The 14,877-nt window shown below is 61.1% G+C and carries 11 protein-coding genes and 1 tRNA gene; 1 reads left to right on the top strand and 11 read right to left on the bottom strand.

Annotated features, from left to right (window positions below; translation table 11 throughout):
* Nucleotides 1-149: 149 nt before the first annotated feature.
* On the bottom strand, nt 150-1,706 hold the full coding sequence (locus tag PLL20_14425) for a sialate O-acetylesterase (protein HPD31184.1): 1,557 nt from the start codon (nt 1,704-1,706) through the stop codon (nt 150-152).
* A gap of 313 nt (nt 1,707-2,019) precedes the next feature.
* Here PLL20_14425 and PLL20_14420 point away from each other — a divergent pair, with 313 nt between their 5' ends.
* Nucleotides 2,020-4,200, top strand: a complete 2,181-nt coding sequence (locus tag PLL20_14420; GenBank protein HPD31183.1) for a hypothetical protein — start codon at nt 2,020-2,022, stop codon at nt 4,198-4,200.
* Nucleotides 4,201-4,319: 119 nt separating this feature from the next.
* Here PLL20_14420 and PLL20_14415 read toward each other — a convergent pair whose 3' ends face one another.
* From PLL20_14415 to PLL20_14370, 10 genes are all read right to left on the bottom strand, one after another.
* On the bottom strand, nt 4,320-6,254 hold the full coding sequence (locus tag PLL20_14415) for a hypothetical protein (protein ID HPD31182.1): 1,935 nt from the start codon (nt 6,252-6,254) through the stop codon (nt 4,320-4,322).
* Between the two features lie 39 nt (nt 6,255-6,293).
* Nucleotides 6,294-8,885 (bottom strand): hypothetical protein, encoded by a 2,592-nt coding sequence (locus tag PLL20_14410; protein ID HPD31181.1) that lies wholly within the window; start codon nt 8,883-8,885, stop codon nt 6,294-6,296.
* A 230-nt stretch (nt 8,886-9,115) separates the two neighbouring features.
* Nucleotides 9,116-9,188 (bottom strand) — tRNA-Glu (locus PLL20_14405).
* A 188-nt stretch (nt 9,189-9,376) separates the two neighbouring features.
* Nucleotides 9,377-10,573 (bottom strand): 8-amino-7-oxononanoate synthase, encoded by a 1,197-nt coding sequence (gene bioF / locus PLL20_14400; GenBank protein HPD31180.1) that lies wholly within the window; start codon nt 10,571-10,573, stop codon nt 9,377-9,379.
* The gene (locus PLL20_14395) at nt 10,570-11,034 is read right to left on the bottom strand and encodes a transposase (GenBank protein HPD31179.1); all 465 of its coding nucleotides are present in this window, start codon (nt 11,032-11,034) and stop codon (nt 10,570-10,572) included. Before PLL20_14395 ends, bioF begins: the two co-directional genes overlap by 4 nt.
* A gap of 323 nt (nt 11,035-11,357) precedes the next feature.
* Nucleotides 11,358-13,151: a hypothetical protein gene (locus PLL20_14390; protein HPD31178.1), complete on the bottom strand. Its 1,794-nt coding sequence runs from the start codon at nt 13,149-13,151 to the stop codon at nt 11,358-11,360.
* A gap of 228 nt (nt 13,152-13,379) precedes the next feature.
* Nucleotides 13,380-13,592, bottom strand: a complete 213-nt coding sequence (locus PLL20_14385; protein HPD31177.1) for a DNA gyrase inhibitor YacG — start codon at nt 13,590-13,592, stop codon at nt 13,380-13,382.
* Between the two features lie 63 nt (nt 13,593-13,655).
* Nucleotides 13,656-13,979, bottom strand: a complete 324-nt coding sequence (locus PLL20_14380; protein ID HPD31176.1) for a zinc ribbon domain-containing protein — start codon at nt 13,977-13,979, stop codon at nt 13,656-13,658.
* A gap of 3 nt (nt 13,980-13,982) precedes the next feature.
* Nucleotides 13,983-14,657, bottom strand: coding sequence for a nucleotide exchange factor GrpE (gene grpE / locus PLL20_14375; protein HPD31175.1), 675 nt, complete (start codon nt 14,655-14,657; stop codon nt 13,983-13,985).
* Between the two features lie 6 nt (nt 14,658-14,663).
* Nucleotides 14,664-14,877 (bottom strand): hypothetical protein (locus tag PLL20_14370; protein ID HPD31174.1); only part of this gene is annotated, 214 nt, incomplete at its 5' end.

The raw sequence follows: 14,877 nt of genomic DNA, 5'->3' as shown, positions 1-14,877 counted from the left end.
AGGCGGGGGTGAACAACTCAAAACGTGCCGACGAGGGCGTCGGCACCACCAGTAGGGCCAACGCCCTCTTTGGCCCGTATGCATCTGATGCAGTTGCAGATGATCCGGCGGCGCGGACCCTGCCCGGTTCACGTCCCAGAGCGGTCCGGTCACCACTTGTCCGTACGAAACGGCGAGGCCGGGAGGCCGGCCTTGTTGGACAGGTTGGGTTCGGCCTTACGGCTCCAGCCGAAACGCACTGCCACCGGCTGGGGAACCTCGGCGCTGCTCACCACCACCGTTTCGCCATCGATGACCGCCTCGGCGTTGACGAACTTCTTGTCCTCGCCGGCGATCTCGAACCAGCTCAGCGGCTTGCCGTCGCGCGAGATGAGGCCGCTGCCGACATGGTCGAACCTAAGCCGGATCTTGCTGCCCTCGACGGCCATCGACTTGTAGAGTGGACCGGAATACTCGAAGCCGGTCTTGCCGTAGGTCTTGGCCAGGGCCCACAAGGCGAGGCGCTTGCCGACGTCTTGCTTGTTCTTCGGGTGGATGTCCTTGAGGTCGGCAATGTCAACGGTGACGGCCATGCCGGTGTTGGGGATAGATAAGGCCGCAAGCTGGGCCTCCCACAAGCGCGGCAGCGTGTCGTCCGGATAGATAGCATCGAACGGGGCGATCTGAACGTAGTAGAACGGGAAGTCGCCTTGGGCCCAGATCTTCCGCCATCCGTTGATCAGGGCCTGCATCTTGTCGAAGTAGGCCATGCCGTCCATGTGGTTTGACTCGCCCTGGTACCAGATGGCCCCGCGAATGCCGAACGGGACCAGCGGGTGGACCATCGCGTTGTAGATGCTGGTGGGCTCGGCGTTGTTCTCGAGCCGATGCTTGGGCCACTCGGGCGGCGGCGGCACGCGCTTGCCTTCCTCAATGGCCTTCTTGGCTGCGGGCAGCCACTTTTCGGTGTCCTCCACCGCCTTGCGGACCGCCGCGTTGAACTTGGGTGTCGCCTCATCAATGACTTTGACAATGTCCTTCAGCGACGGCACTGACTCGAAGCCTGCCCGCGGCGTCCACGGTTCGATCCGCGTGCCGCCCCATGCAGTGGCGATCAGGCCCACCGGGACGTCGAGTTCCTTGTGAAGCTGCCGACCGAAAAAGTAGGCGGTGGCGGGAAAACCGGAGGTCCAGAACGCGCCGGTTTTCTTGATGGTGTCAGGCGAGCAGGGGTGCCATTCGGCCTTGAAATCGTCCTGCGGTTCGGTTGCAGTTCTGTATGGGCAGACATGATACAGTCGGATGTTCGGATACCGGGCCGCGGCCACCTCCTTTTCGGCGTCCTGGATGCTGTTGATGCCCATTTCCATGTTCGACTGGCCGGAACATACCCACACCTCGCCGACCAAAACGTCGGTCAACGTGATCGTGTTCTTGCCCTTAACGATCAGACTGTGCGGTCCGCCGGCCGGCATCACCGGGAGCTTGACCATCCATTTGCCGTCCGGGCCGGCCTTGGTCGAGATGCCGGCGTCGCCGAGAGTGACGGCGACCTCCTCGCCGGGATCGGCCCAACCCCAGACCGGCAGCGGCATATCACGCTGCATGACCATGTGGTCGCCGATGACGGAGGGCAACCGCACATCGGCACGGGCTGCCGGGGTGAAAACAATGATGCCAACAAACAGAACCGCTGCACCAATTCTGATGATTTGACGAGGACTCATGGCTTCTCCTTGTGATTCTGCGGGTTCGTTGTCCAAGAACTACACGGCCAGAGTATATCAAGCGTGTTGAAGCCTCAATGGCCATGGTCGAACTGCTCGGGTCAGCAAGCCGGAGCGATTCTCCTGTGGCATCCGGGATGAAGTGCGACCGAGAAGGGATTCTCGGTCGAGCGAAAGACTGGCGGGCAAGCCGTCAGTGGCACCCGGCGACCGAGAAAGGATTCTCGGTCGAGCGCGGCCGATCGTTGATCGTTCGCATCTCGAGCCATACACTGCCTGTGGGTTCGTCCGGGGTCCCGTTGGAGAATGCGTCATGGGTCCATTGCGTTTCGTGCCTGCCGTCGTTTTGGCTGCCTGCTGTGCCGCGTCCACGTTTGCTCAGCCTTTGATGATTCCCGATGACTTCCCGCGATTCATCGTTCCCGGCCAGGACAAGGCCATGGCCAGCCTGCGGGACCTGTACTACCGGCATTATCAGCCGCCGGCCGGGCCGCTGGCGACGATGTGGGACGAGTGGATGAGCGCCCCGACGCTCTGGCCGGCGGTCGAGACCGGAAACCGAAGCGCCGGCCTGCGGGCCGCGTGGGCCAAGACGCTGTCCAACCGGCACATCGACGCCGACGGCTACGTGTCTACGCACCAGCACGCCTCGATCGCCCACCAACACGGCTGGCCATTCCCCTTCTGGGCCCAGGGCGGGCCGGGCACCTGGGGCTGGCACTTCTCGCTGCAGCATGTGCCGCAGGGCTGGCACGGAACCGAGGAGAAAAAGCAGGACGGCTGGGAGATCGTCGGCGGCAAGGATCTGGGCATCGCCGAGCACGCGTGGAATGTGGAACTGACCGCTCCGGATGCGGCCGTGCGCACCCCGCCGCTGGAGATAGACCCGGAGCAGTCGCCGTTCATTCAGCTTCGGTGGCGAGCAGAGGACCTGGAGAACGCACAACCTTACATCGAATGGGGAGAAGGCGACTCGGGGGCGACCATCCCGCCGCGCCGTTTCCACTTCCCGCCCATCACCAAGGCCCAAGGCATCGTTTACACCATGATCCCGGTGTACCAGTCGCCGCTGTGGAAGGGCAAGATCACGCGGCTGGGCATCAACTTTGGTAACACCGGACCCGCCAAGGTGGGGATCCAGGCCCTGTTCACTCAGTACGACACGCGGCACAACATCAACAACTCGTGTTTTACACGCGGGTGCTGCCAGTACTTCTGGTGGACCGGCGATCTGAACTTCCTCCGCGACAACCTGCAGCGGATGCGCCTGGCCGTTCGCTACATGATGACCGATTTCGGCGCGGCCAAGGAAAAATGCATCGTCACGCCGTTTCCCGGTCATGACGGACGGCCGGGCTTCGACGTAGCCGCGGACGGTAAGAAGACCACCCATTCCGGACGCGGCATCGGCCACAACTACTGGGACCTGCTGCCCTGCGGCTATCGCGACGGGTACGCCACGGTGCAGTATTACAGCACGCTGAACTACATGAGCCGACTCGAGACTGAGATCTCGCGCCATCCGGAGTGGAACATGCCCGGCGGACCGCTGCGGCTGGACCCGAAGGAACTGGCCGAGCACGCCCGCGAGGTGAAGCAATACGCTGGCCAGCTCTTCTGGAACAAGGACACCGGCCGTTTCGTCACCGGCTTGGACGCCGACGGCAAGATGCACGACTACGGCTACACCTTCATGAACTGCGAGGCGATTCATTACGACTTCGCCACGCCCGAGCAGGCCCGTTCGATCATGGATTGGCTGACCGGCAAGCGGATCGTCGAGGGCGACACCTCCAAGGGCGCGGATATCTATCACTGGCGTTTCGGCCCGCGGGCCTCGACCAAACGCAATGTCGAGTGGTACATGTGGATATGGAATACCCCTGAGACCATTCCCTGGGGCGGCCAGGTGCAGGACGGCGGTGCGGTGCTGGGCTTCTCGTATCATGACCTGATGGCCCGGCTCAAGGTGCTCGGTCCTGACGATGCGTGGCAGCGGCTGAAGGAGATTCTCGCCTGGTACGATGAGGTTCAGGCGGCCGGCGGCTATCGCGAGTACTACAAGGACGGCACGCGCGGCACGCTGCAGGGAGGAGGCCCTCCAGGCGGCCTGGGTATGGATCGTGAGTTCTTCGAAAGCATTCTGGTGCCGCAGATCGTGGTGGACGGATTCCTCGGCTTGCGGGCTCGCGGCGATGGGCTGGAGATCAATCCTCGCTTGCCCTCCGACTGGCCCGAAGCAACGGTCACGCGCGTGGCTTTGCGGCAACTGGTGCTCGACATCTCGGTCAAGAAGGACAGGATCCGAATCAGCGGGCAAGGGCGATCGCCGTCGCTGCTCTTCGTTTATCCGCCTCCCGCCAAGTGGAAAGTGACGGTGGATGATCAAGAGGGCGAGCAGGTCCGCGAGATGTACAACGTGGTTGAGGGCCCTGACGACCGAGTGCAATTGGACGTAGCCGACGGCCGCACGCTGACTCTGGAACTCGACTGAATTGCTCGCAGTGCGCCCAGGGATTGGCCTGGTCGACCTGTGCGAAGAAGGCAATCCTGTATCCGCAGAGCTGCTCGGGCTTCGCCGTCAACGCCGCGTTGTTGTGTTTCGGGAGAGCGTCAGTCTCCCGACTTTCCCGAAACTCTGTAGCTGTACAGATGCGACCCACTGGCAAAGTAGACGCGACCTTTGTGGTAGTCTCCGCCGGGACCAACGGGCACGGGGGATTCGGCCAGCAGCTCGATCTCGAAAGTGCCCGGCTCAATGCGGCAGATTCCTTTGACGAACAGCATGTAGGTACCCCCCTGACGATCGGTCACAAAGATCCGCGGACCTTGTTGGGAGTTCGTCAGGCCGAATTGCGTCCGGGTGTCCTGTTCGTGGACCACTTTGCGTTTGGCCGGGTCGAAGACAAAGAAACGAGCCCGGTCCGCCACACCGTAGATCAGACCCTCGGGGCCCGGACACAGATCGGTGTAGTCTTGGGTACCTTGAAAGACCGCCTCGTGCCACTCCAGTTTCCGGGTGCGCATGTCCATGATGTACAGTTCGGCCTGTTTGGCCTTTCGCTCGCCGCCGGTTCCGGGGCTTGTGGTCGTCCCGCCTAGCAGCTTGCCGTTTGGCAAGGCCGCCAGGCTCATGGTCGCCTGGTCAGGTAGAATGTCCGTATGTTCGAGCAGGATGCGCGTTTGGGTTTTGCGGTCCCAGAACATCAGCCCGCCGCCGGTATAGCCATATTCCGGGGTGCCGGCAAGCACAAGAGTATTGCCATCGGGGTGAGCCAGCAGTTCATGAGGGCGGTTGATCGTGGGATGACACTCCGTCAGGAATAGCGGATTGGAGGCCTTATTGCCTTTTTCGGTCGGCACCCAGGGTTTGGCCGGATCCCACTCCAGTAGAAACCCGTGAGTGTAGCCGCCGACAAAGAACCGATCCCCCTGCCGGGCGACCGTGTTCCACTGGATATAGCATTCGCGGTTTATCCATTTGTCTGTCGCCGGGTTATAGCTGAAGAACCGCATCGGGAAAGCGGTGCCGCCGCAGATGGTGTCATCAGGTGCGACAGCCAGGCCCATGATGTGCGCCCCCTCGCTGTGGTAGTCGAACCGGACTTGTCGCGTCTCGCGGCTTATCGGGTTCACTACGGTCAGCGTACGTTCGACCAGGTCGCAACTTTTCAGCCGCTTGCCATCCGGGAAAGCAGTGTGAAAGAGGCTTTGAGAAGAAGTGATGACGGGCTTCTTGCGGATCTCCGGCCGTTTTCCGATTCTTCGGGCCTGCCCGTTGTGAAACTCGTACCAGTCGTCCTGTCCGACAAGCGGACAGCCATAGACTTTGCCGTTCATGTCACGGTGTACTTCGGCGGTTCCCCGCCCGCGCTCGCTTTCCGGGATCATGGGCTTGGCCTTCCCGGTGCGCGGATCAAAACCGATGATGTGACTGGCGGTGTTGCCCAGCCCGAAGTAAATCCATCCGGCATCGTCGGCGGCGACGTAGCGCTGATATTGCTGCCAGTTCTCCTTGTGTACGTGGCCATAGTCCTTGAACTCGCGGGTATTCGGATCAAAGGAAGCGACGCCGCTCTGCGGATAGGTGACCGACCAGATCACCCCGCGATCGTCCTCGGTCATGCCCATGGCCATTTGCGGCACGGTTTGATGATGAAACGTAAAGGCCCGCTTGGCGGGGTCGAACTCGACAAAATGACTGTTGAAATGCGTATAAAACTTGTTCTTGCTGGAGAGAATCGAGGCATAAGGACAATCCCCGCCGGGCGGGAAGGGCATGGGAAACTCCTGGCTCTTGCCCGTTTCGGCATCGATCAGCAGCAAGGCGTATCCCCCGCGATGATCGAACAGCCAGACCAGGACGATGTTGCGTCCCTGACCGTCGACCGTGGCCACCGTGCCCCGATGCATGCTGACCGGCGTGGCCACGCCATGATGCAGGAAGCCGTTGCCCAGATCTTCTGTGGCTGCCGGCCCCCAGGAGACCGCCGACAGCAGCACCAAGACGCCACCCAAACCGATTCTCCGGTTCAGCGTTGCATTCATGCTTTTGTCCTTTCGCGTGGCCATCACCACGCCGTCATATCACCTGGCATCACGCATTGGGCCACCGGCCGGCAAGGTTAACCGCCACACGTCATTGACCACCGGCCAGGTATTCCCGGCGACGACCCACAGGCTGCCGTCAAAAACGTACGGCGTAACCTCGTGGCGGGGGGCAAACCGGACAGGCGACTCGAATGGCCGCCAGTCACGGCCATCGGTGGTGGTCCACACATCCCCAAGATTGCCGGCTCGGACATTGTCATATCCGCCGATGAGCCACAGTCGGCCGGCGTAGACCGCCGCCACACACCATTGCCGTGGTGACCAGGGCGCATGCTCGAGAACGCGCGTCCAGTGAGCGCCGTCTTCCGAGCACCATACGTCATTGTGGGTCGTGACGTCCTTGTAGCCTTTTTCCACCGGCTCATTGGCCCCCGGGGTGTTGCCGGCCATCAGCCACAGTTTCCCATCGTATGCCGTGACGGCCGAGGCCGTGCGAGTGCCGAACGGAGCGTTCTCCACGGCGCAGATCCAGTTCACGCCGTCGGCGGTGGACCAGACGTCGGCGCCGCTGCCTAGTTGCCAGATGCGGTCCTTGAACACCACCGCCTCACCGTAGCCGCGACTGCCGAACGGCGTTTTGTCCAGCACCTTGGTCCATCGCACGCCGTCCGTCGAGTTCCACACGCTGGCCTTGATGGCCCATACCTTGTCCTGGAAGACAACCATCTCGCTGTATGGGTCGTAGGGTGTCTTGTCGGTGACCAGCGTCCATTTCACCCCGTCACTCGAAGACCACAGGTCAGGAGTAAACGTCGAGTCCCTGGTACCGAGCCTGGAGCGCCAGCCATTACTGAGCCACATCTTGCCGTCCAGAACGAAATCCTCGGCTGTATCGCGCGGTGTGAACGCGGCGTGCGAAGTGACGCACATCCATTCGCCGGACGGCGCCGGCCGGCTGGCCGCGGAAGTCACCACGTCGCGGCTCGCTCTGTAAGCAGCCTCGCCGACCGTGTCGCGAGACTCGGTGTAGCCTGGTCCGCCGGCGGCGACATAGCCGTAACTGGCCCCCGATTCGTCGTGGCTGACCCAGAAGGAGTAGAGCTTGGCGTTGGTCAGATGAAATCGAAACCGCACTGGTTTGCCGGCCAAGGCGGACAAGTCGACAGGTTCCATCCATCGCACCCGCTGAATCGTGGCGTCGGTGGTAATGGGCATACAGAACCTGCGGCTCAGCGCCGGATAAACCTCACCGTCGAGATCGAGTACTTCGACTCGCAGCTCGCCGCCGCGGGCATCGGCGTTGACGAAGAGATGGTTGCCGCTGAACCGGATGGGGCGGGTAGTCAACGTGCCGGGGCTTTCTCCGGCGTCCATCGAGGCGAAACCGTCGCGGCGCAGGATGGCCAAGCCGGTGGACGCGGCGTCGGTCGCGCGTTTCTGACCCCGGCCACTAACGTAGAAATACAGGTGATCGCCCACTACCAGGCACCCGCCGCCGGCCGACTGGACGTTGCCCCAGTTCCACGCATCCGGGCTCTCGTTGACAGCGGCAAATGGCCGGCGGTCCGGTCGAAACCAGTGGAATCCGTCACGGCTGAAGCCCAGTAACACCTCGTTACGTTTCTCGCCGGGCCGACCCGGATCCCCCTGCCATATCGAGAACAGCCCCAGCATCAGGCTTTCGTATGCGACGACATCCAGATTGTATAACTGTGGTTCGACATTCTTGAGCGCCTGGTTGGGGTTGCGAGGATCAAGTCGATCCGCGCATGTCCAAAGCCGGCCGATGTCGTCTATGCGCGCAAGCCCGTCGGCCAAGTCCGTGCATTCGGCATACAACCTTGCCCTGCCGACATGGTCCCGGCTGATTCTGACGCTGTAGACCCACTTGTTGCGGAAGGGATTGTAGAAAAAGGTCGAGCGGTCGCCGCCGGCCCAGTTGGCCGCAACGGGCTCTCCCCAGTGCATGCCATCCGGCGAGTAGTACAGGGCCATGTCGACGCCGCCCTTGGCATCACGTCGTTGCGTGACAATGAACATCTTGTATCGCCGGGCGGGATTCGACTCCTTCAAGTCGAGCCAGACGGTATTCGAATCCCTCGATTTCTCCAGGACCACGTTTGTGCCCGGTACGACATCCAGAGACGGCTTGTCCCAGTGGATTCCATCCTTGCTCGTGGCGTAACAGGTGCTTCTGCAATACCCGCCCATGTACCACATTTTGAAGAACCCGGCGGCCGGGTCGTACCACACGCCGTCGCTGAACACCATCGCGCAGGGTTTGCCGTCCGCCGGCTCGTTTTCCCACGGCTTGTCGGGCTTCACTACCGGGTTGTCAGGGTGATAGCGAGCAGTGTGATACGTGCGCAGGAGGGTGGTCTCTTCGATCAGGAAGTCGTCCACAAAGAGCTGCCGGCCCACGTCGACGGGGATGATTTCGGGGTCGGCCCTGAGGTATGGGACCGGCATCGGTTCACGGTCCAATTCCTTGATCCGCGGCGGCCATTCATCGGGCAGGACAATGCCATTGTAGAGCGTTTCGGCCGCCAAGTTCGAGGAAGCAACCGCAACGATGGCTGAAAGATGGATGAGCGTCATCGGAAGACCTTGATCGGAACAACGCCGCATGGGATCACCTCAACGCAGGGTCCGAGCCATTACGACCACGGCAGCATTTTACGGATGCCTGTTAATCAGCGATACGGTCGTTGTGTCGCTGGCTCGGGCGATGTCCCCGAGAAAACCGATATGCGCCGAAAGTCGTTGCTGACTCGCATGCAAACACGCCATCCGTAAAAGCGGAAGGAGCGGTCACTTATGACCGCTCCTGTCATCAGATGGCGAGTTGTGCCACCGCATACCCCCAGGGGGACTCGAACCCCCGTCTCCAGGATGAGAACCTGATATCCTAGGCCACTAGACGATGGGGGCAGGCCTTGTCGGCGATACCAACCGCTTTTGTCATCCGTAACTTAGTCTAACGGATCGCAAAGATCAACCGGTGCCCGTTCGCATGCCGGCGATCTCTGACCGGTTTCTGGGGTCCTTCTTCCCTCACTGGCCGAGCCTGCCCGGATCTGACCCTGGACATCGCCCCGCCAAAAACCAATCGCGCGGACTCATCTCTTTCGGCAGACTGTGCCCAGAACATCGAGCAGTCTGGCAAGGTCGGTTTGCTGGTGGTCAGCGCATAAACTGATCCGCAAGCGGGACTTGCCTTTGGGAACGGTCGGTGGCCGGATGGCTGGAACCAGGAAGCCGGCTTCCTCCAGCGCTCGCGATAGCTCGACCGTGCGATCGACCGGACCAACAATGATCGGGATGATCTGGCTGCACGACCCCGCAATATCCAACCCGAGGCCGCCTGCAACTTGTTCGCGAAACCACGCAGCCATCCTGATCAGGCCCAAACGTCGCCCCGGCTCCCGCTCGACAAGATCGAGTGCGGCCATCGCAGCAGCGCAGGCCGCTGGTGGCAAAGCCGTTGTGTAGATGAAGGGACGAGCGGTGTTGACCAGCCAGTCGATGATTTCTCGCGATGCAGCAATGAAACCCCCCAGGCCGCCGAGTGCCTTGCTGAGCGTCCCCACGGCAACATCGATCTTTTCAGTCACATCCATGGCCTCTGCCAGCCCCCGGCCGTGCTCGCCCCATACACCAGTGGCGTGTGCCTCGTCCACGATCAGGAGGGCATCATAGCGGCTCTTGAGTTCAACTAGCATTGAAAGGTCCGCGAAGTCTCCGTCCATACTGAAGATCGAATCGGTAACAATGATCCTTCGACGCGTCCCTTTTGCCTTGTCCAGCAGCCTCTCCAGGCGCCGGTAATCACGATGCGGGAAAACCCTGACAACGGGAGCCTCCAATCTGGCCGGTCCACGCGCAAGTGAAGCGTCAATGATGCTCGCATGATTCAATTTGTCCAGAAATATCACATCACCTCGTCCTGCCAACCCGCGGATGGCTGCAAGATTGGCTTGGTAGCCGGTTGGGCAGACGAGGGCAGCCTCGGCACCCTTGAAGGTTGCCAGGCGCGATTCAAGATCGGCGTGTATTCTCATCGTGCCTGAAACCAGTCTGGAGGCGCCTGCTCCCCAGCCCCAGCGATCGACAGCTTCCTTGACCGCTTGGACTATGCAGGGGTGGGCAGCCAGCCCGAGGTAATCGTTGCTGGCCAGATTCATGAGCATGCGACCGGCCACGTTGATGTAGGTCCCCTGCCCGGATTCGAGGATTCTGAAGGACCGCCGAAGGCCCTGGACTTCCAGATTTGCCAGCAGATCCGACCAGTCCTGTGGGGTTGGGTTCGAATTCATGTACCCGTTCTCGGCCCGGTCGGAACAAGGGAGGGGATGGGTTGGTTTGGCAGGTAGGCCGAGATGGCTTCGCGAAGGCACTCGAACGCGAAGCGGGTTTGTTGGGCACAGATGGCGATGACGGTCCAAACTCGCTCGCACAAGCCTTGGCCCCGCTCGCTTCGGGTTGCCTGGGTTATGGGTCGGTCAATGACCACGAATCGCATCGCCTGTTCGGCAGAGTTGTTCCACGGCTCGATCCCCGGCCTCGTGATGAAGCGAAGGTAGGCATCCCCATGTAGCGGAAACCACTTGGCCAGGTTCCGGTCATTCGCACCCGGCGGGGCTTGCTCGGCCGTCGCGATCAATTCGCCGCAAGCCTGATCCAAGGGCTGCCGCAACTTCTTCGCCGTCATTGCTTGCCACCAGTGAATCACGCCGAACAACAGAGGGACTTGCCATTCCCCGGTGGTCCGTTTCATCCACGTTCCTGCGCGGCACGGCTGGACCCGTGCCCGCAAGGCCTCGTACTACACCCCCGCGAATGCGGCACCGGGCTTCCAGTGTGCCACGTCGCCCTCCAACTTGGCAATCCGTCGCCGACAGATCTGCTCCTGGGTCGGTTCCACCGCCCACCGCCGGCGTCTCGTTTTATACTTCTCGGGCAAAACCACTCCCAAAGCTCAGAAGCATTAACACGCCATGCCAAGCCCCTTGGCGCCAGAGGATACCGTGAACCGTTACCGATTCCGAAACAGCCGGCCCAAACGGTCACGAGCCCTGTGCTCGCCCGGGTTCAACCCGATCAGCCCGCAGGCTCCCCAGGAGTCGAGGAACCTGCGCCTCCCCCCGAGTCAGCGCTTTGAGTTTCCCCGAGACCGGAGGCAGGAGGCGTTGAGGCCGGAGCAGTCGAGCCGGTGGCGGCAGGCGTTGCGGGTGTTTCCGGTTCCTCCTCCACAAAGATTTCGCTCATCTCCGTCGCATCGACCTCGCGGCGCAGGAGATAGTAGATGATGGTTGAGCCGGAGAAGAAGAACGACACCAAGTAAGCACACAGTAACATCACCAGCAGGAGAGCCCAGATGCCGATCAGCACCGCACCAGCCTTGTCCCAGCCCTCGGCTCCGAAGGTCGGTGGCAGAGGATAAAGGTCGTTGAAAGAAGACCTGGCCCACATCGCATCCAGTTTGGTTCCCTCGGCAATCCCCGTGCCGGGTCGGCGGGCCCATGTTGTACCCAATCCCACGAAGAACTGAGTGCTCTTGAGAACGACCAGTACAAAGAACCTCACAAACAGGTAGCAGAACGCGCCGTAGACGGTTGCCACGAGGGCATAGAATGCCGTCCGCCAGGGCCGCGAATACAGATAACTGTAGCTTCGGGAGATTGCGTCGAAGGCGTCCGAGCCCTCGACCGCGATGGTCGGCCACATCAGCCCGCACCCGCCAATGGCTCCGAGCACGACCAAAGCGATGAGGAAGCCGCCCAAAAGAGCCAGTCCCATCAGGAGACCGCCGAGGATTTCGCCGACGTACGGTATGGAGAGAAACAGCCCACCGACAAAAAGACACACACCGATGCCCACCACCATCAACACCGGTAGCAACGGGGCGGCAAAGAAACCCAGGAATTTGCGGCAGGCAAAGGCCATCGCGGCCTTGAAGCCGACCTGTTCGTCCCGGGCATAATTCATCGCCGCCACCCGGCAGATCGCCCCTCCGAACAGGGACCAGATTGCCAGCGAGACCAGAAGGAACAACAGGGCAAAGAACCCATGCTTGAAGACCAGCCACTGCAAGCCACGAAGCATCAGGAAAACACTCGGAAGGACGCCAAATCCGTGGGGCCCGGTTCTGACACTGAGCTCTGTGAACGCGGCGTCTTTGACGTTCAGTACGCTCGCAGGGGCATCCGCCCAAGGGCCGTAATCCTTCAATCCGCCCGAGCCGGAGGTGATCGTCGGAATGAGCAGGTTGGTGAAGTTGAGGACGCGGGCGGCATCGAGCATCTGGTAAACACATTCGGTCTCATAGGAGAGAAACGTTTTGAAGACTCCCTGCGGCCGAAGCGCTTCCAGTTCGGCGGCAATGCGATTCTTGTCGCGGGCGATACCGGCCATCTGCTTCCGGTATTCCTTCTCACGATCCGCCTCTTGCTTCTTGAGGGAATCAACTTTCTCTTTTGCGGCGGCGCACTCGGCAGCGTACCTGCTCTTGAGATCCTTGATCGCGTCGTCGACGGCTGCGTTCGGATCGTCTTTGAATCTGTCGGTCACCGCAGCGACTCGGTCGTCGGCGATGCCACCCATCTCCTGGTAGAGAACGCGCAGCCTCTTGGCCAACACCTCTCGATTGCCGTCTCGGTGGGCTCCGGCCCGACCACTGACCACGTATTCAACGACCGCGCCCCTGACGGCCTGGTGTTTTGAACTCCAGATCGCATCAAGAAACCATCCTGAGAAGCCCATCAACAACAGGCCGGCCATCGCCAACAACAGTTTGGTGGGACCTATTGCCGTCCGAAAGGTCTTGAAGATGTTCGTGAAAGCGAAACACTCCGACCAGTTGATTCTGCGAAGCTCGTTGGTTTGATCGGTCATGACTCAACCTCCAGAATCGAAATGAGAGATTGTTGCGTCTTATCGACTGACGGTCCGACGTAGCACCCACTTGTGCCGGGCATCGGGTCTTGGCCGATCGTTCCGGCATCCTCCTGGCATCGATCCAACGGGTGGCATTATAACCGCCGACGGAACCCCATCAATACCGACGCCCAAACGCGTCATCGACGACCCGGGGTCATCGTCAGGCGAAAAGACTTGAGGCCCTCATGGCGCGATGCCATCGGCGGGCGGAGGCGGACTACTGCCGGTTTCCGTCAGGTCGGGAGGAATCTCCTCGCTGATGCGGTATTCCTCGTTCAGCCAGCGGCCAAGATCAACGAGCTTGCAGCGTTTGCTGCAAAAGGGTCTGAAGGGCACCTCCTTGATAGAGGTGTAGACGATGGATCGCTGGCATATTGGGCATTCCAGCGTCGGCATAACAGCCTTTCCGCAAGGCAGCAAGAAGGTCACGACGGGCCGGCATCCTGCCCAACTACGTTCTTATGTTCTCTTGCCGGTGCCGTTGGTCGGTTTAGCCTTCGCCGCCGGCTTGGCATCCGAGGATGCCTTGGTCTCCCCGCCACTGTCTTTCTTGCCGCTGGAGGACTCGGATTCAGACTTGGCCGCCTGTTTGTAGCTGTCACTGCGGTAGTCAGTGATGTAGAAACCCGAACCCTTGAAGATCAGGCCGGCTCCTGCCCCGATGAGACGTCTGGCGGCAGCACGTCCACATGACGGGCACTTCTTCTGCGGCTTGGCAGTGATGCTCTGAAACAACTCAAACTGATGTCCGCAAGCAGAACATTCGTAATCATAAGTCGGCATGGTTTACTCCTCGGGTTGCTTTCCCTCACTATTGCCGGCGGCTGCGGGAGGCTCGGCGGGCTTGGATACGACCACGCGAGACGGCCTCAGGACCCGTTCATGGAGGCGGTAGCCCTTGAGCATCTCGCTCAGCACGGTCGGCGCGGTATGCTCATCGCTGGGCTGCTGCATGATCGCCTCGTGCTGGTTCGGGTCGAAGGGTTTGCCCGCCGCTTCGATCGGTTCAACGCCGAAGCTCTTGAGAGTCTTGAGGCAGTTTTCAAGCGTCAGCCTGAGACCTGCAACCAATGCTTCGGGATCATTCTTGTGTTCAGCCGCCGCGGCGACCACCCGCTCCAGATCGTCCAAGACCGGCAACAACGCTTTAACCAGCCCGGCGTTTGCGTATCGCAGTGATTCGGCTCGCTCCTTTTCCGCCCGTCGCTGATAGTTCAGCAAATCGGCCTTGGCTCGCAGGAACTTGTCCTTCCACTGTTCGGCCTCTGCGTTCAGAGTCTCGGGGGAGGCGGCTTGGTCAGCAGCCGATGGTGCCGACTCAGGCGGCGTTTCCCCGGCCGGTGGGGTGGCGGCTTCGCTCGTTGGCGCACCTTCCGGCGAGCCCGGCATTTCGGTCGATTTTTGCCCACCGCCGAAGCGAGCCACATCCTCCTCTGACGGTATGACGATCTTCTTCTTCATCGCCGCTTAGTGATCCCTGTTTCCTGAGTCTTCCCGATTCGACCCGGCGAAGAACTCAGCCACCTTCTCGAAGAAACCCTTTGACTCGGGCAGGACCGAAGCGTCCTCCGTGGCGGCGTACTCGCGCAGCAATTGCTCCTGCCGCTTGTTGAGTCTCTTGGGCACCTCGATCCATACCTGGACGATCTCGTCACCGACGCGCTGGGAACGAAGCGACCTG

The sequence above is a fragment of the Phycisphaerae bacterium genome, from assembly GCA_035384605.1.
Lineage (GTDB): Bacteria > Planctomycetota > Phycisphaerae > UBA1845 > PWPN01 > JAUCQB01.
The sequence above is the reverse complement of the archived record's forward strand: the minus strand, read 5'-3'. Positions and strand labels throughout refer to the sequence as shown.